The organism is Bifidobacterium sp. LH_743, assembly GCF_056355775.1.
Genome location: NZ_JBKESZ010000001.1, coordinates 299,225 through 317,121, shown reverse-complemented (window position 1 = coordinate 317,121; position 17,897 = coordinate 299,225). Strand labels below are relative to the sequence as shown.

The following is a 17,897-nucleotide window of genomic DNA, read 5'->3' as shown; positions in this document are numbered from 1 at the left end:
AATTACAGGAACAGATTAAGCGCCGTCAGCAGGACGGTGACCACGATGAACGTGATCATGCCGACGTTGCCGTATACGGTTTTGGTGCTGGTTCCGCGCGGCAGCTCTTCCGGCGCGATGTAGAATTCGGCCTTTCTGAAGTTGCGTATCAACAGCACGAATCCGACGAGAATCACCGCGCCGTACAGCAGGAAATAGACGAGCATGACGGCCAGCCCACCGAGATTCTGCGAAGCCCACTGCTCCATCGCCGCCGCATTGCCGTTCTCCGCCATCTGCGACACCTTGTCCATCTGGTCCAAGTCGACGCGCGTCAGAACCCATGGCGCGAGCACGCCTCCGTTGAAGTTGATGATCATGTGCATGGCCGTCGAATAGCGCAGCTTGCTGGTGCGCGTATAGACGTAGCCGAACATGATGCCCAGCAGGAACGCGTAGAAGAACTGGAACAGGTTCATGTGGAACAGGCCGAACGCCAGTCCGGACAGCACGATCGCCGTTTTTTCGCCGTATTTGCGGGTGTGGTCGATCAGTTGCTTGCGGAATAGCCATTCCTCGAAAATCGGTCCGACGATCACCAGGAACACGACGTTCCAGACGTTCGTCTGCATGGCGAGGTCGGAGACGCGGTCCGTCGCCTCGCCATTGGACAACGCCATCGACAGCATGCTGCCGACCACGCTGCCGACCCACATCATCGGCAGGCACATGAGCAGCAGTTTGAAGAACAGGCCCGGCTTCATATCGAATTTGCGGGTTTCGACGACGGTCGATTTGCCCATGAGCTTCACCGCAACCGGCATGGCAATCAGGTACAGCGGCACGCCGGAGCCCACATACGTGACCCAGTTCGGCACATCACCGCCGCCGCCCGCTACGGCGTACAGCGCCCTTTCCAGCACCATGGCGAGCGCGTACCAGATGATCACCATCAGGCATAGGCTCGCGCCGATTCGGGAGAAATCGCGTCGCGCCCGTTGCAGCCATTCGACGAATGGATTTCGATATGGATTATTGCGATCGGCCATCGGCGGCTGTGGCGGTTGCGGACCGTTCGGTTGGTATTGCGGGACCGGCCCCTGCCGGTATTGCGGTTGCTGCGGAAATTGCGGAAACGTCATGGTCACCTTACGAAGTAAATAAAAAGCTGATATTCAGCACTGTACTACCAGTCCGCTGAATATCAGCTTGAAGCCTTGCTCCCGTGAAGGTCACACGGCAGCCGCAGTCTCAGCGCAGCACGCCTTCGATCAGCTTGGTGATCAGGTCGGTGTAGCGCACGCCGGTGGCCTCCCATGCCTTGGGATACATGGAGATGGACGTGAAGCCCGGCATGGTGTTGATCTCGTTGACCATCACCTCGCCATCCTTGGTCACGAAGGTGTCCACGCGGCTCAGACCCGAGCCGTCCACGGCGACGAAAGCCTTCTTGGCGGTCTCGCGCACACGGTTCAGGATCTCCTCCGGCAGGTGGGCTGGCACTTCCACGTGGCTCGCCGCGGAATCCATGTACTTGCTGTCGAAATCGTAGAACTGGTCGTCGCCTTCGGCGCGCTTGTCGAGCACGATCTCGCCCGGCCAGCTGGCCTGCGGAGCCTCGCCCACCTTCGGACACAGCACCGCGCATTCGATCTCACGCGCATCGATGCCCTGTTCCACGAGAACGCGCCAATCGTGATGGGACGCCTCGAAAACGGCGGCCGCAAGCTCCTCGGCATCGCCTTCACGCTCCACCTTGGTCACGCCAAAGCTGGAGCCCGCACGCGACGGCTTGACGAACAGCGGATATTCCAATCCCGCCTCGCGGACCTGAGCCATGATCGCATCCGCATTGGTCTTGAAGCCGGAAGCCGCATCGAAGAAACGGGCGTCGAGCGTGATGCCGGGGGCGACCGGAATTCCGGCGGCCGAAAGCAGCACCTTCGTGTAATGCTTGTCCATGCAGGCGGCGGAGGAAAGCACGCCACAGCCCACGTACGGCACACCCATCATCTCGAACAGGCCCTGGATGGTGCCATCCTCGCCGAACGGTCCGTGCAGCACGGGAAACACCGCGTCCACATGTCCGAACGGAGTCAGCGTCCCGTCATCCTCACGGGCGAAGAAACCGTCCTGCCCAAGCGCCATCTCAAGCACCACGTCCTTGGCGCCGGGGGTCTTTTCCACGGTCGGCAGTCCCTCATCCAAGCTCCATCCGAGCGGATTCTCGCCGTCGACGATCCATTTGCCGTCTTTGGTGATACCCACCGGAATGGCCTCGAACTTGTCCGTGTCCAGCGCGCGCAGCGCACTTGCGGCGGAAATGCAGGAAATCGAATGCTCATCGGCCTTGCCGCCATACATCACCACAATGCGCTTTTTTGCCATCTTCAAGCCTTTTCCTTACCTTTGCAAGCCTCTTCAAGCGATTTTCAAGCACTCAGCATACAAGCCGGCTATTACTCTTCGGTGATGCCTTCGCCGAACAGTTCGGAAAGCATGCTCGCACAGGAGATGCCATCGTCCAGCACATGGCTCATGGCCGTGGCGAGGGGGGTCGGCACGCCGTACTTCCTGCCCAGTTCCACCACCGCATCGGTCGTCGGCACGCCTTCGGCCACGCCGTTGCTGACCTTGGTGGCCTCCTCCACGCTCAGTCCCTTGCCAAGATTCGAGCCGAAAGTGTAGTTGCGGCTCAAGGGGGAGCCACAGGTGGCGATCAGGTCACCCACGCCGGCAAGACCCGCGAAGGTCTTCGGATCGGCGCCGGCCGCCTCGCCCAACGCGGTCAGTTCAGCAAGACCGCGGGTCTCAATCATGGCCGCGGTGTTCTCGCCATAGCCCGCGCCACGGGCCATGCCCACGGCGAGCGCCACCACGTTCTTGAGCGATCCGCACATCTCCAGACCAATCACGTCGCGCGTCACGAAGGCGCGGAAATAGTCGGTGGTGCAGGCGGTTGCAATCGTGCGCGCGTTGTTGATGTCAGCGCAGCCGACCACGGTGGCCGCCGGCTCGCGATCCGCGATCTGCCTGCTCAGATTCGGGCCGGAGATGGCCGCGAAACGTTCCGCCGGCAGGTCGAGCGTCTCCATGACGACCTCGTCCATGCGCTTTCCGGTGTTGCGTTCGATGCCCTTCATCAGGGATGCCACCAACGCGGTTTCGGGAATGAGCCCCTTGAATTCGGTGAGCGCGACGCGGGCGAACTGCGCGGCGATGGCCACGATGACGATATCGGCATGGGCCACGGCTTCGGCACGGTCGCCGGTAGCGGTCATGTTGCTCGGCAGCTTCTCCACGCTGGGCAGACGCACGCCGTTATGGTGATGGTCCCGGATGCCTTCCACGATTTCCGGTTCGATGGCCCACATGGTCACGTCGTTGCCCGCGTCGGCAAGCACCTGACCGAAGGCCGTTCCCCAAGCGCCAGCGCCCAGTACCGTCACATTCGCCATTGTTCAGCTCCTTGAATTGCTCCGGCCGCCCGTCGCGGGCCGCCGCGTTCCAACACTTGCTCTATGCTACCGCCGACCACGCACACCGGCCGGCGTCTCCGTTTTAGAAAACATGGGCAATCGCTTCATCAACATCGATTCCAGACGATTCCAGTCAAGCGAACTGATTTGCGAATTCCAAGCGTCATACACGATATTTCTAAAAACATGTACATGCTGTACACAAAATTATGTAATTTCGTGTACGCGTTGTACACAAAATCACATAAAATCGCATACAACTACGAAAAGCAAAAAACATCCGGAGTGCCTTATGCCATATATGAAACGCAAAATGGAAGAAGCCATATCCCAATGGGCCACCAGCGGGGACGATCATCCTCTTCTGATTCGAGGAGCCAGGCGCATCGGCAAAACGCGCCTCATCAGGCACATCGGCGAAACCACCTTCCACGGCGACATGGTCACGCTAGATTTCCAAACCGATTTGGACACCATCGAAAAGATATTCAGCGTCCCCACCAACGAACCGGATGCTATTGTCCGGCGCATACAGGAATATACCGGCAAGTCATGCGAGCCAGGTCACACGCTGTTGTTCTTCGACGAAATCCAGCTCTCCGAAAAAGCCTTGAATTCGCTGCGATTCTTTTCCGGCACACGATGGAGAGTCATAGCCACGGGAAGCCTGCTCGGAGTCACGGTAAAGAAACGCAGCCTGCCGTTCCCCTCCGGAGTTCGCCAGATGGATATGCATCCCATGGATTTCGAGGAATTCCTCTGGGCTTTGGGAGAGGACGCTCTGGCGCAATCCATACGTTCCCACGCGCTCAGCATGGAGCCTCTGCTCGTCCACGACAAGGCACTGGACCTCTACCATCGATATCTTGTCGTCGGAGGCATGCCCAAAGCGGTGCTCGCCTACCGAGAAAGCGGATCGTTCAGCGAGGTGGCGCAGGAGCAGCAGGAAATCGACAGCACATACGTCAACGACATGACGGATCCGGACAACGGCATCAGCGGCATTTCCGCCAAACGAATCTGGGACAGCCTGCCAAAACAGCTGTTGCGTTCCTCCACCAAAAAATTCAAATACTCCGAAGTGGTCCGCGGAGGACGACGCAGCCGCCTCATGGAACCGCTCGAATGGCTAGAAGCCGCTGGAATCGTGTCGCGCAACGAAATGACGAAGGACACCACACCGCCGCTTTGCGAATATTGCGATGAGGAGGGCAGCTTCTTCAAGGTCTACGTTGCGGACACCGGCCTCATGTTCCATAAATTCGGCATCAGCGCCGAAATGTTCCTCTCGCCGGATACGACGAAAGCATTGTCCTCCGATTTTCGCGGGGCGTTGGCCGAGAATTACGTAATGCAGGCATTGCGAGGCAACGGCATCAACACACTGTACTGGACACCTGAAGGGGGCACCCGCGGAGAACTCGATTTCGTTTTCCAGAATACAATGGCGCAGGCGATTCCCGTCGAAGTCAAGTCGGCCCGCAACGTTACGGCAAAGAGCCTCGCCAGATTCGTGCGTGAAGGCAATTCACCCTACGCATACCGCCTGTCCGAACGTAATTTCGGCGTGGATACCGTAGCGGAAACCTCGGTACCGCTGCGTAGCTTGCCGCTGTATGCGGCCTTCACCATAACCGCCGACTGACCGACGGCTATGGCACTCGCCGCATCGTGGCAATTCGATACGACCGCCTTCAGTCCTTCACGCGGCTCATGGTGCGGTAGTCCCAGTAGCCGTCGGGCGCCTGCTCGCCGCGAATCTCAGCCATGATCTCGGTCATGCGCACACGGATGCGACGGGTCAGCTCGTCGGCGCGATCGGTCGGCACGTCCTTGCCCCAGGAATCGCAGCCATCCAGCAAATCCGAATAATCGAGCGCCTCGTCGAAGCACATCACCACGTTCTTGCGCGGCCACGGCCACCAGTGGTTGATGCTTGCCGCGCCCCACGTCACGGAGCAGTACAGCGGCACTTGGTAGCCAAGCCGGCGCGAGGCCTCGAGCGCAATCACACCCACACCGTTCTTCATGCTCATCGGCCACTTCTGCGGGTCACGCGTCACGGTGCCTTCCGGCCATACGGTCAAAGGACGACCGGAGGTCAGAATCTCCACGGACGTCTCCTCGATAGCCCTGGCCTTGCCGGCACGGCGTTCGACCGGCTGCATGCCGACCAGCTGGAACCATTTGCCGATCAACGGCCATTTGGCCATTTCGGCCTTAGCCATATACCTCGGACGACGGCCCTGATGGAACATCGAAACCATCGGCACGAACACGTCGTACATGGTCACATGCGTGGCGGCGGTGATGAACGGGCCGGTTTCCGGCACGTGCTCCAGTCCCCAGACGCGGATTTTGCTGTGCGCGCGCATGACCAGGTCACAGCCGGTCAGCAGACGCTGCGTGGCCTTGGGATGCTGTGCTTCGATCTCCGCGGTGTTGGCCTTGCGCGGGCCGGTCGGGAAATCGTGGGTCGGATCGACCAGATGATGCTTCTTCGCGAGTTTCGCCACTTGCTCGTCGCTCAGCGGCTTCACCGCGGAACGAGGAGACGGTTTTCCTTTGGATGCCATGGCTCCCATTGTGCCACCGCCCGCCGATACGCACATATGGCAAAGCCGGCACCCGCGTGATGCGGATGCCGGCTGAATCGACTCCGGCCAGCGACCAGCGCCGGCTAGGAAAAACGGCCGAAGAATCAGTCGAAATCGGCGCCCGACTTATTTCTCTGCTCTCTTATAGCGACGATTACGGGTCTTGCCCAGCGCAACCAGACGTCCTCGTTCGACCAATTTACCGACTTTACGTCTCACCGCGCGAACATCAGAACCACTTAATTTTGCAATTTGGGCAATCGTAATCTCACTGTGTTCAGACAACAAATACTCAATGGCATCTTCAATACTGACAACCGAGTCGGCTGCCTTCCCAGGCTTCCGTCCAACCATGTTCTCATGTTCGGCATCATGCTCGCGAACAGGCACGAATGCCGTGAACACCAGTCCATCGTGGAACCTCGGGTCGCCTCCGGAATACAGCTTCGTATATTTCGTGAGATTCCTTACGCCACTGCCCAGTTCCTCAGCCAAACCAATCTGCATAAAAACATCGGCAATCACGGGATTCTTGGGCACAGGAGTGAAGTTACCCAAATCAATCTCGCCTTCAAAAACCGGACGGCTGGCATTACGAGTTTCGATCCCCTCATCCGTGATAACGATTTGAGCCGGGACCGGACTGGAATACTCACGATGCACGAGGATGTTCGACACTAATTCCCTGACAATCCAATCACGAGCGCTAACAGCCGTGCCATGTTCCGCATGGAAACGATCAGGCAATGACTTGCGCATGAACGCCGAAAGCTGTCCGTAAGCATCAATCAGATTGGTGCGCACTACGAGACGGTCATCATATCGGTCCAAATCTTCACGTCTGACCACGGCATCGGTTTTGTATGCGGGAAGCAGGTCAGCAATTACTTCATCCTTGCCCAGCAAAAGTCCGGCGGCCAATGTCAATCCCTCAGTCTTGCTGCCATAATCCCGTGCATACAGACGGGCGCTGCGCAATAATGTCCGATCATCCATTCCGCCCCATGGATGATCAGGGGTCTTGTTTTCCGCCATCGCACGGATTCTAGCTATCAAATTCGAATCCAGATCCTCAAACGACAATCCCGGATAGATGCGTTGTTCCGTAAAAATGTTCTGTTTGCGAATATACATCTGGGTAATCTGCATCTCACCGTCAATCCGCCTATCAGCATCCGCGACGCGATCCCATATCTGCCCTTTATAGCGGAATACGGATGAAGTCGGCGGCACCCATATACGAATCACAGTCTTCCCGTCGTATTGGAAACGTTCCGTTTCCACGAACAGCGTCGGGGAGAACGACTGTGACTGTCCAGTCACATTGGCGATATTGCGTTCAATGCTCAACGCCGATTTCTCAGGAACTCCCAATACCGTGCCATCATCCTTCACACCGAGGAAGATGGCACCTCCGGCATGATTGGCGAATGAGCAAATCGTTTCATAAGTATCATGCTCAGGATTGCCTCCGCACCGTTTGAATTCCACGATCGAACTTTCACCTACACGGAGAATACCTTCAAACTCTGCGATATCCATTGATCCACCTCACTACAGGAGTCTTCCGCCCATTCGATTCGACCGCTATTCGACCGCTATTCGACCGCTATTCGACCGCTTAATTCATATTTAACCACATAAGAGAATCTCCCCCTTGCCACAAGCAAAAGCCAATGGCATCAAGAGAACGTGGCACAAACCAGGCGACGATGCAGCAAAGCAGGCGCGGACTCCCGTGCAGGTCGCCGCACAAACCGCCACGTATGGCAAAGCCGGCACCCGCGCGATGCGGATGCCGGCTGAAGTCGGTATTTGACAGCGGCCAACGTCGGTCAGTGCCGGCGACCAGTCAAAGGCAATCGGCCGAAACGATTAGTCGAAATCAGCGCCGAGGGCTTCCAGCTTGCCACGGAAGTCGGCGTAGCCACGGTCGATCAGGGAGATGCCCTGCACATTGGACGGGCCCTTGGCCGCGAGTGCCGCGATCAGGTGGCTGAAGCCGCCACGCAGATCCGGCACGTCGATGTCGCGACCGGTCAGCGGAGTCGGTCCGAAGATGACCGCGGAATGCTTGTAGTTGCGTTGCTGGAAACGGCACGGCAGCGAGCCCAGGCATTCGCGATACAGCTGGATGGTGGCGCCCATCTGCACCAATGGCTTGGTGAAGCCGAAACGGTTCTCATACACGGTCTCATGCACGATGGAAAGACCGTTGGCCTGGGTCAGTGCCACGACGAGCGGCTGCTGCCAGTCGGTCATGAAGCCCGGATGCACGTCGGTCTCGATGGCCACTGGCTTCAGATCGCCGCCCGGATGCCAGAAACGGATGCCCTTGTCGGTGATGTCGAATTCGCCGCCGATCTTGCGGAACACGTTCAGGAAGGTCAGCATCTCCGGCTGGGTGGCACCCTTGACGAAGATGTCGCCATGGGTGGCGAGCGCCGCGGACGCCCAGGATGCCGCCTCGATACGGTCGGTCAGCGACGTGTGCGTGTAACCCTTGAGCTCCTTGACACCTTCGATGCGGAACGTACGGTCCACGTCCACGGAGATGAGCGCGCCCATCTTCTGCAGCACGTTCACCAGATCCATGATCTCAGGTTCAATGGCAGCGCCGGAAAGCTCGGTCTTGCCTTCGGCAAGCACGGCGGCGAGCAGCGTCTGCTCAGTGGCACCCACGGACGGGTACGGCAGGTGAATCTTCGCACCATGAAGGCCGTTCGGAGCGGTGATATGGATACCGTCCTTGTGCTCCTTGTCCACGTTCGCACCGAGCTTGCGCAGGGTCTCAAGGTGGAAATCGATCGGACGTCCGCCGATGTTGCAACCGCCGAGCGCCGGAATGAACGCCTCACCCAGACGATGCAGCAGCGGACCGGAGAACAGAATCGGAATGCGGGACGAGCCGGACAACGTGTCCACGTCGGCCACGTCGGCAAGCTGCACATGGGTGGCGTCGATCGTCACCACGCCGTTCTTGCCGTCCACAGTCACGTCCACGCCGTGCAATCGCAGCAAATCGGAAACCACATGCACATCGCGAATCTCCGGAACGTTCTTCAACACGGAAACGCCCGGAGCCAGCAACGCGGCCACCATGGCCTTGCTTACAAAGTTCTTCGCGCCGCGGACCTTGATGGTGCCGTTCAGCGGCTTGCCGCCTTCGACGTGCAGAATGTCTTTTTTGTTGTCAGACACGCTCAACCTCTTTCGATTCCTGTTGAATCAGGTCTAAAGAATACTGCTGTTTAGTTTGCCATAAGCCCTGTAGCACTTTCGCGCAAGCCGGAATTCAACGCGATGTCTCCTTAATCTCGCGTGCAAGATTCGCGTCCCACATGGCTCCGGTGGCGCTCATCACGGCATTCGCGCCCGCCTTACGGTACGCGTGGTAGTCGTCGGGACTGATGACTCCGCCAACGCCCACGATGGCGAAGTCGAGGCCGAGCTTTTCGCGGATGGCGGAGAGCCTGCCGACCATGTCGAGGCCGGCGCCGCGGATGGCGTTGCCGCACACGCCGGAACGTTCTCTGCCGGCGCCCGGCAGCGCCTGGTTGCCATTGGCGTCCACCAATCGCGCGGAAATGGTGTTGATGGTGGAGAAGCCTTGCACGGTGCCGTGGCCGGCGGTTTCCGCGACCATGGTTTCCAGGTCGGCATCGTCGGGAATGTATGCGAGTTTCACGATGAGCGGACGATCGCCGATTTCGTTTTTCACGGCTTCCGTGATCTCCCCCACCAGATGCGGGTCATGGCACAGCAGACGATTGTGGCCTTCGTTCGGGCAGCTGGTGTTCATTTCCATCAGCCCGGCGCCGGTTTCCGTCACCAGATGCGCGGTGGTGACATGGTCGGCGATGTACGCCTTGCGATCCATGCCTTCCACGCGCGATCCCTGGAAGCTTGGCACGAGCAACTGGCCTTCACCGGCGGACGCGATCGCCTTTTCCATGTCCGGCTGCCATTCGTCCGGATCACGCGACGGCACGCCGAAGCTGTTGGAAATCGAAATCGGAAGCTCGAATCGGGTATCGGCGAGCACGCCTTCGTCAAGTTCGGCGCTGCCTGGAACGAGCGAGCCGTCCGCGCGCCTCGGATGCACGGCGAGCACGTTCGGAAACGCGTTGCAGCCCCATGCGCGGGAGCGGACCGTCTTGTAGACCGCCAAATCGAATCCCATACGGAAGGCGGCGGTGGTGAATAGTTCGTTGAGCAGCGGACCGGCGGGAATGCCGAATGGCAGATTCACATGGAATCCGAGGACATCCTCGCCCTGGGTGGATGGTTCAGGCCGAGCGGACCGTGCGGAATCGTTTTTCAACGCTTCGGCGAACGCGCCGAACGGCCCCTGCAGATAATTGTCTTCATACGTGCGATTGACGTCATAGAACGGCGCGAAACCCTGGCTCATAATGCTCTCCGAAATCATTCCCAGTCATGGTGGATGTGCGATGCGAACGCGCGAAATGCTGCATCCACTGTAACGCGCTGTACGGTCCGGCGGCGGTTGCGTCTCACCGACGGAAACGACATGTGGATATAGGAAAGCCCGGCACGGATGCCGGGCTTTGGAAGAAGGGCTATTGCTGGGTGATTGCGGCGGCAGGGTGATTGCGGCGAACTGTGCTGTCTGTTGATGGTCGAGGCTGGCAGGACGATTAGCAGCGACGCAATCGCGACGACGCAATCACAGCAACACAACGGCAGCAACACAACGGCAATCACAACAACGCGACCATGATTGGGTAACTGGTCTTGCCCACAATTTCAAGCAACGGCCCCGTCCTGCAATTAAGGACCGCGCTGCGCGCGGGCTCAGTGCTACCCTCGCTCGGCTGTCGCCTCGCTCGGGCAAGGCCCTGCCTGCAGTGCACTGCACTGCAGGCCAGCCAATCGCGGCTAGATAATGCCGCGATCGGCTAGCGGGCCTTGCCAATCAGGGTATTCGCCTTCTCGGGCGGATTCGATCGACTGTTCCGGCTCGCGCTTGACCGGCAGGGTCTTCGGCTTGAACGGGAACTTCTCAGCGCGCATCTTCTCGTAGGCGATGATGTCGTCCTCATGCTGCAGCGTCAGATCGATATCGTCATAGCCGTTCATCAGACGCCAACGGGTGTAGTCGTTCACTTCGAACGGCAGCGTCACGTCGCCGCAGGTGACGGTACGGTCCTCCAGGCTGACGGTCATCTCGCGGCCCGGTTCCTCGTCGAGCAGCTTCCACAGCAGTTCGACGGACTCCTGCGGCATAATCGCGGCGAGCACGCCGTTCTTGGCGGTGTTGCCATAGAAGATGTCTGCGAAACGAGAGGAAATCACCACGCGGAAGCCGTAGTCATGCAGCGCCCACACGGCATGCTCGCGGGAGGAGCCGATGCCGAAATCCGGTCCGGCCACCAGAATCTTGCCATGCTGGTATTCCGGCTTGTTCAGCACGAATTCCGGATCGCGGCGCCATGCGTAGAACAGCGCATCGTCGAAGCCGGTTTTCTTCACACGCTTCAGGAACACGGCCGGAATGATCTGGTCAGTATCGACATTGGAACGGCGGAGCGGCACAGCCACGCCGGTGAGTGTAGTCAGTTTTTCCATTTCAACAAATCCTTCGATTACTTACGATTGCCTACGATTGCAAGCTGTTCGGCCAGGCTCACAGATCCGCCGGCGAGCAGATGGTTCCGCGGATGGCGGTGGCTGCGGCGACGGCCGGCGACGCCAGATGCGTGCGCGAACCCTTGCCCTGACGGCCTTCGAAGTTACGGTTCGAGGTGGAGATGGAGCGTTCGTGGGCCACCATCTTGTCCGAGTTCATGCCCAGGCACATGGAACAGCCGGCGTTACGCCATTCGGCGCCGAAGTCCTTGAAGATCTTGTCAAGGCCTTCCTTCTCCGCCTGCAGACGCACACGGGAGGATGCCGGCACCACGAGCACGCGGTGGATGTTGTCCGCCTTGTGATGGCCCTTCATGATGGAGGCGGCCACACGCAGGTCCTCGAGGCGACCGTTCGTGCAGGAGCCGATGAACACGGTGTCCACGGCGATGTCCTTGATGCGCATGCCCGGCTTGAGGCCCATGTAGGCGATGGCGCGCTCGGCGGCGGAACGTTCGGTCTCGTCGTTGAAGGAGGCCGGATCCGGCACCACGCCGGAGATCTTCACGCCCTGGCCGGGGTTGGTGCCCCAGGTGACGTACGGTTCGAGGTCGGCCGCGTTGATGGTCACTTCCTTGTCGAACACGGCGTCATCATCGGTCTTCAGCGTCTTCCAATATTCGACGGCCTTGTCCCACATCTCGCCTTCCGGCGCATGCGGACGGCCCTTCAGGTATTCGAAGGTCACTTCGTCCGGCGCGATCATGCCGGCGCGGGCGCCGGCTTCGATCGACATGTTGCAGATGGTCATGCGGGCGTCCATCGACAGCTTCTTGATGGCCTCGCCACGGTATTCGATGACATGGCCCTGGCCACCGCCGGTGCCGATCTTCGCGATGATGGCGAGGATGATGTCCTTGGCAGTCACGCCCTTCGGCAGCTCGCCCTCGATGTTCACGGCCATGGTCTTGAACGGCTTGAGGCTCAGGGTCTGCGTGGCCATGACGTGCTCGACCTCGGAGGTGCCGATGCCGATGGCCATCGCGCCGAATGCGCCATGGGTGGAGGTGTGCGAATCGCCGCACACGATGGTCATGCCCGGCTGGGTCAGGCCCAGCACCGGAGCGAACGCGTGCACCACGCCCTGGTCCGCGTCGCCGAGCGGGCACAGACGCACGCCGAAGTCCTTGCAGTTCTTCTCCAGCGTGCTCAGCTGCAGTGCCGAGGTCTTGTCCGGATTCGGACGGTCGATGTCGACGGTCGGCGTGTTGTGGTCTTCCGTGGCGATGAGCTGGTCGACGTGACGCGGCTTGCGTCCTGCCAGGCGCAGACCTTCGAACGCCTGCGGGCTGGTCACCTCATGCATGAGCATCAGGTCGATGTACAGCAAGTCGGGAGCTCCATCGCTACCCTTGCGTACCAAATGATCGGCCCAGACCTTCTCGGCCAATGTCGTTCCCATTGTGGGACCTCCTCGGTTTTCCTCACTAATTTCCTTGCGGCTATTGCGTCACCGCGTTACTCGTGCTATAAGCCTATGGTCTTGAAACGGGTTCGAGCTCCTGGATGCCGGTATATGAGATATGAAAACGGGACGGATGCGGTGGCTGAACGCGCCCTGTCAGGGCTCAACCCGACATCACCCACAAAAACGTTGGAATTTCAGCATTTTCCCAGCTTTAATCACCATCACAAAAAGAGTAAAATATCTGCTTTACCCCACTCGCGAACCACGTACATTTTGCATTTCAATATGTGAGATGGCATAATTCGACGTATGACTTCTTCGAACCCGAGCAAAGCTATGCCCCCGTCGCAAGCTGCAAACGCTGCGCACGAGGCGGATGGCACATATACGGCACCCCCGCAAAGCAACGAAATCCATTCCGGGGTCGGTGTGCTCGACAAGACAGTCAAGATTCTCGACGCCCTTGAATCCGGTCCGGCCACGCTTGGACAGCTGGTTTCCGCGACGGGACTCGCACGTCCGACTGCGCACCGTCTTGCGATCGCGCTGGAACGGCATCGCTTCGTGCTGCGCGACCAGCATGGCCGTTTCGTGCTCGGCTCGCGATTCGCGGAACTTGCGGCCGCGGCCGGCGAGGACCGTCTGCTCACCGCGGCAGCGCCTATTCTGCAGACCCTGCTCGATCGCACCGGCGAATCCGCGCAGATCTACCGCCGTCAGGGCGATCAGCGCGTCTGCATCGCGGCCGTGGAGCGCGCCTCCGGTCTGCGCGATTCCATTCCGGTCGGCGCGATGCTGTCCATGGAAGCGGGTTCCGCTGCGCAGATTCTGCTGGCTTGGGAGGATTCCGAACGACTTCATCAGGGACTGCGCCACGCTAAGTTCTCCGCGGCCAAGCTCACCGCCGTCCGCAAACGCGGCTGGGCCGAGTCGGTCAATGAACGCGACGAGGGCGTATGCTCGATTTCCGCGCCGATTCGCAACGCCTCCGGTCAGGTGATCGCCGCCATTTCGATTTCCGGTCCGAACGGCCGCATGGGCGCCAATCCCGGCCGCCGCTACGCGCCGCTGGTCATGGCCGCCGGCAAGTATCTCACCGACGCGCTGATCAAGGCATCCTCCGGACGTTGACGGATTCACGTGATTCGCTGATTCGCTTTTATTTCGCTTTTATACAAAATGCCGATTCGCCATCTTCGACGAATCGGCGTTTTACGTATATGGGCGTATACGCGGACATACTGGCTGACGTGGGTTACCTGCGAATCAACGCGGCCAATCTGCCCAGCACCTTGCCCCACCATGTCGGCCGATGCAGCAGGTCCATGCCTTCCGCGTCAGGCTTCGATTCGCTCGTCATGCCGTACGCGTACGGTCTTCCGGCGCTCGGTTTGCCCACCAACTCACCGTATTCCAGCAATTGCGTACGCGGCTCGTACGGGTGTCGAATATCGAATTCGAACAGCCGTGCCGCACGTTTCTCCGGCACCGGACCATACGAGCCGAAGCCGCTGGTCGGCGAGGCGACCATCATGATCCGTCTATCCCTGTTTTCGGCATCCCCAGCCGTAATCGAACCGACGAAGGCATTGCGATGGTCATGCCCTGCGGAAATCGCGAAATATCCCGATTTGCCGAGAATCGCGAATTCGCCGCTATCGGCATCCGGGCAGCTGACGCCCTCTCCCAGATAGCTGCCGGGCTGCGTCTTGTCCTCGTCAAGTACGAAATGACGGCCGGCGAAATCGCGGTATCCCTCAATGGCGCGAGCTGCGGTGGCCGCGACCGGTTTGAGCAGCTGATAGTACTGCGCCACCGGGAAATGCTGGAAAACCATGCACGGCAGCTTTCCCGTATCGTCGCGTCTTTCCTGCGGGCGCGCGCTCCTCATCCGCTCCGGAACGTCGGCAAGGAAACGCAACGCGGCCGCGGAGGGGCTTCCATAGCCGCCGGAACGGGCGTAATCGCCGGAATCCAGCAATACCAAGCCCAGCACATCGTACGTGCGATCGACGTTCGAAACCGGCAATGCGAACGTGCCGGGCGCGCACGCGTATGCCGGCTGATCCGGCAACGCGGCCTTTTGTCCGTCTCGCGTTTCAGCATCGGACGTCTCTTCCCGCGCAGGATTGAGGCATCCCGGGAATTCGCGGCAGATGCCTTCGATTTCGGCATTGTCGAGTCCGCACTGGAAATCATGGTTGCCGAAGGTCACCGCCCACGGAATGCCGCGTTCGGCAAGCGGCTGCACGAGCCGTCCGATAGTCTGCCGCACCAAGCCACGTGTGCGCCCCAGAGCGGCCGCATAACGTTCTTCGGAAGCTTCGGAGGAAGTGCCGGACGGACGTGCGCTCCAGCGGCGTTTGCGCGTGGTCTGCGCGTACGCGGGGTCGTATCCGGCGATCTGATTGCCGTTGAAGATGACGATGTCGGGACGTGTGGCGTCGACCGACGCTTCGATGAGTTTGATGGTGTCCTTGCTGACGTTCGGCCCGTCCTGGATGTCAGCGAATTGCAGCACGCGGAATTTGCCGGATTGATGGAATTGCAGCCGGCCGAGACGCGCGGAGACGGAAAGTGGACGATTGTCCCCCTCCTCCGCTGGTTGGATGCGCGGGCGCGTGGCTTTGTCGGCATGCTGCATTTCGGTCATAGTTCTAGGGTAGTGCACTTTGGTCGGCATATTCCGATTTAAATGGCGGCTTTTGCGATTCGTGGAAGGGATTGCCCACGGAAAGGATTTTTCAGGAAACAAAAAACCCTCGCAACTGCGAGGGCTCATTGGCTGGGATGCCTGGACTCGAACCAAGAATGGCTGAACCAGAATCAGCTGTGTTGCCAATTACACCACATCCCAATTTGGCAGGCGTGGCAACTTCGAGAAGTTGTCCGTCGTACCCCCGACCGGATTTGAACCGGTGTTGGCGCCGTGAGAGGGCGTAGTCCTAGACCGCTAGACGACGGGGGCTTGAGTTATCGTTGTGATTCCCAGCTGAGCTGTGAACCGCAACGAGTGATAAATATACGCGAAACCAAGGCACTATGCAAATCACGGCGTGTCGCGCTATTTTCCGCCATTTTACAGATATACGGAAAGCATGCGAAAACATGCAAGGACGTACAAAAAGCATGCAAAAGCCGCTCCCCCATACAGAGGAGCGGCTTCGAATCAGTGCCTGTACGTAGACATTCTACGTACAGACGTCACCTCATCACAGGTGTTCGCGCAGGCCACGCAGACGAGCCATGGAAACGTCCTTGCCGACAATCTCCATGGATTCGAACAGCGGCGGGCTCACGCGGCGGCCACTCATGGCCACACGCACCGGACCGAAGGCCAGACGCGGCTTGTAGCCGCCTTCCTCGACCAGCGTCTTGTTCAGCGTCTCGTGCAGGTTGTCGGTCTTCCAATCGGCCTCATCCACGCCGTCAAGGGCGGCGATGGCCTTGTCCAGCACCTCGGGAGCGGAATCCTTGAGCTGCTTCTTGGCGTCGGCGTCAGGCTCGATGTAGCCTTCGGTGGACAGCAGGGAGCCGACCATGCCGGCAACCTCGCCCAGCAGGCGCACACGCGGCTGCACGAGCGGAGCGGCGGCGGTGAGGATCTCGCGCTCACGGTCGGTCAGGGCGTCCCAGGAGTCGGCGGACACAACGCCGTCACGCTTGAGGTACGGCACGGAACGGTTCAGGAAGTCCTGCGGGTCGAGCATACGGATGTGCTCGGCGTTGATGGAGATGGCCTTGTCGATGTCGAAACGGGCCGGGTTGGCCTTGACGTCGCGCACATCGAACTTCTCGATCATTTCGTCCATGGAGAACACGTCGCGGTCGGGGGCGATGGACCAACCCAGCAGCGCCAAGTAGTTCAGCAGGCCCTCACGGATGAAGCCGTGGTCGCGGTGCAGGAACAGGTTGGATTCCGGATCGCGCTTGGAAAGCTTCTTATTGCCCTGGCCCATCACGTACGGCATGTGGCCGAACAGCGGCATTTCCTTGGCCACGCCCAGCTCGATCAGGTAGCGGTACAGCACGATCTGGCGCGGGGTGGAGCTCAGCAGATCTTCGCCACGCAGCACCACGTTGATGCGCATCATGGCGTCGTCGACCGGGTTGGTCAGCGTGTACAGCGGGTCGCCGTTCGGACGGACGATCACGTAGTCCGGCACGGAACCGGCCTTGAATTCGATGCGACCACGGATGAGGTCGTCGAAGGCGATGTCCTCGTCGGGCATGCGGATACGCAGGGCGGGCTTGCGGCCTTCCGCGCGGAAGGCGGCCTTCTGCTCCTCGGTCAGGTTGCGGTCGTAGCCGTCGTAACCGAAGGCCTTCGGACGACCAGCGGCCACGTTGCGGGCCTCGATCTCCTCAGGAGTGGAGAAGGATTCGTACGCATAGCCGGCTTCGAGCAGCTTGGCCGCGACATCCTTGTAGATATCGCCGCGCTCGGACTGACGGTACGGGCCGTCCGGGCCGCCGACGTTGATGCCTTCGTCCCAGTCAATGCCGAGCCAGTTCAGGGCTTCGATGATCTGGTTGTAGCTTTCCTCGGAATCGCGCTGGGCGTCCGTATCCTCGATGCGGAACACGAACGTGCCCTTGGTGTGGCGGGCCTCAGCCCAGTTGAACAGTGCGGTGCGGACCATGCCGACGTGCGGGATGCCGGTCGGGGACGGGCAGAAACGCACGCGGACGTTTTCGGGAAGTTCCGGTTTGGTGTTTTCAGCTTCAGTCATAGGCTCCATTGTGCCGCGCAAACCGGACGTGACGTCATCCGATCGCCAT

General features: G+C 59.8%; 13 protein-coding genes and 2 tRNA genes. 2 read left to right on the top strand and 13 right to left on the bottom strand.

Annotated features, from left to right (window positions below; all coding sequences use genetic code 11):
• Positions 1-2 precede the first annotated feature (2 nt).
• The 3 genes from AC1ATL_RS01235 to AC1ATL_RS01225 form a co-directional block, all read right to left on the bottom strand.
• A complete protein-coding gene (locus AC1ATL_RS01235) occupies positions 3-1,121 on the bottom strand; it encodes a lysostaphin resistance A-like protein (RefSeq protein WP_476567853.1) in 1,119 nt (372 codons plus the stop codon).
• A gap of 109 nt (positions 1,122-1,230) precedes the next feature.
• Positions 1,231-2,367: a D-alanine--D-alanine ligase family protein gene (locus tag AC1ATL_RS01230; protein WP_476568348.1), complete on the bottom strand. Its 1,137-nt coding sequence runs from the start codon at positions 2,365-2,367 to the stop codon at positions 1,231-1,233.
• A gap of 71 nt (positions 2,368-2,438) precedes the next feature.
• On the bottom strand, positions 2,439-3,437 hold the full coding sequence (locus tag AC1ATL_RS01225) for an NAD(P)H-dependent glycerol-3-phosphate dehydrogenase (protein ID WP_476567851.1): 999 nt from the start codon (positions 3,435-3,437) through the stop codon (positions 2,439-2,441).
• Between the two features lie 112 nt (positions 3,438-3,549).
• Between AC1ATL_RS01225 and AC1ATL_RS01220 the strand changes: the two genes are divergently transcribed.
• Positions 3,550-5,103, top strand: coding sequence for an ATP-binding protein (locus AC1ATL_RS01220; protein WP_476567849.1), 1,554 nt, complete (start codon positions 3,550-3,552; stop codon positions 5,101-5,103).
• A gap of 49 nt (positions 5,104-5,152) precedes the next feature.
• On the opposite strand, the gene AC1ATL_RS01215 is transcribed toward AC1ATL_RS01220, so the two are convergent.
• The 6 genes from AC1ATL_RS01215 to leuC form a co-directional block, all read right to left on the bottom strand.
• A complete protein-coding gene (locus AC1ATL_RS01215; protein ID WP_204442840.1) occupies positions 5,153-6,034 on the bottom strand; it encodes a lysophospholipid acyltransferase family protein in 882 nt (293 codons plus the stop codon).
• Between the two features lie 147 nt (positions 6,035-6,181).
• Positions 6,182-7,597 carry an RNA-binding domain-containing protein gene (locus AC1ATL_RS01210; RefSeq protein WP_476567846.1) on the bottom strand — a complete coding sequence of 472 codons (1,416 nt, stop codon included), beginning with the start codon at positions 7,595-7,597 and terminating at the stop codon, positions 6,182-6,184.
• 333 nt (positions 7,598-7,930) lie between these two features.
• Positions 7,931-9,256: a UDP-N-acetylglucosamine 1-carboxyvinyltransferase gene (gene murA / locus AC1ATL_RS01205; RefSeq protein ID WP_432624082.1), complete on the bottom strand. Its 1,326-nt coding sequence runs from the start codon at positions 9,254-9,256 to the stop codon at positions 7,931-7,933.
• Positions 9,257-9,350: 94 nt separating this feature from the next.
• Positions 9,351-10,469: a diguanylate cyclase gene (locus AC1ATL_RS01200; protein ID WP_476567844.1), complete on the bottom strand. Its 1,119-nt coding sequence runs from the start codon at positions 10,467-10,469 to the stop codon at positions 9,351-9,353.
• A gap of 488 nt (positions 10,470-10,957) precedes the next feature.
• On the bottom strand, positions 10,958-11,647 hold the full coding sequence (leuD, locus tag AC1ATL_RS01195) for a 3-isopropylmalate dehydratase small subunit (protein ID WP_476567842.1): 690 nt from the start codon (positions 11,645-11,647) through the stop codon (positions 10,958-10,960).
• Between the two features lie 58 nt (positions 11,648-11,705).
• Complete coding sequence (gene leuC / locus AC1ATL_RS01190; protein ID WP_476567840.1) at positions 11,706-13,109, bottom strand: 3-isopropylmalate dehydratase large subunit; 1,404 nt, start codon at positions 13,107-13,109, stop codon at positions 11,706-11,708.
• A gap of 315 nt (positions 13,110-13,424) precedes the next feature.
• On the opposite strand from leuC, the gene AC1ATL_RS01185 reads away from it, so the two are divergent.
• Positions 13,425-14,246, top strand: coding sequence for an IclR family transcriptional regulator (locus AC1ATL_RS01185; protein WP_432624079.1), 822 nt, complete (start codon positions 13,425-13,427; stop codon positions 14,244-14,246).
• Positions 14,247-14,370: 124 nt separating this feature from the next.
• Here the strand turns inward: AC1ATL_RS01185 and AC1ATL_RS01180 are convergent, their stop codons facing one another.
• The 4 genes from AC1ATL_RS01180 to gltX all read right to left on the bottom strand — a co-directional run bounded on the left by AC1ATL_RS01180 (position 14,371) and on the right by gltX (position 17,848).
• Positions 14,371-15,768, bottom strand: a complete 1,398-nt coding sequence (locus AC1ATL_RS01180; protein WP_432624078.1) for a metallophosphoesterase — start codon at positions 15,766-15,768, stop codon at positions 14,371-14,373.
• A gap of 129 nt (positions 15,769-15,897) precedes the next feature.
• Positions 15,898-15,972, bottom strand: a tRNA-Gln gene (locus AC1ATL_RS01175).
• A gap of 38 nt (positions 15,973-16,010) precedes the next feature.
• A tRNA-Glu gene (locus AC1ATL_RS01170) sits at positions 16,011-16,083 on the bottom strand.
• 244 nt (positions 16,084-16,327) lie between these two features.
• Positions 16,328-17,848 carry a glutamate--tRNA ligase gene (gltX, locus tag AC1ATL_RS01165; RefSeq protein WP_432624077.1) on the bottom strand — a complete coding sequence of 507 codons (1,521 nt, stop codon included), beginning with the start codon at positions 17,846-17,848 and terminating at the stop codon, positions 16,328-16,330.
• Positions 17,849-17,897 lie beyond the last annotated feature (49 nt).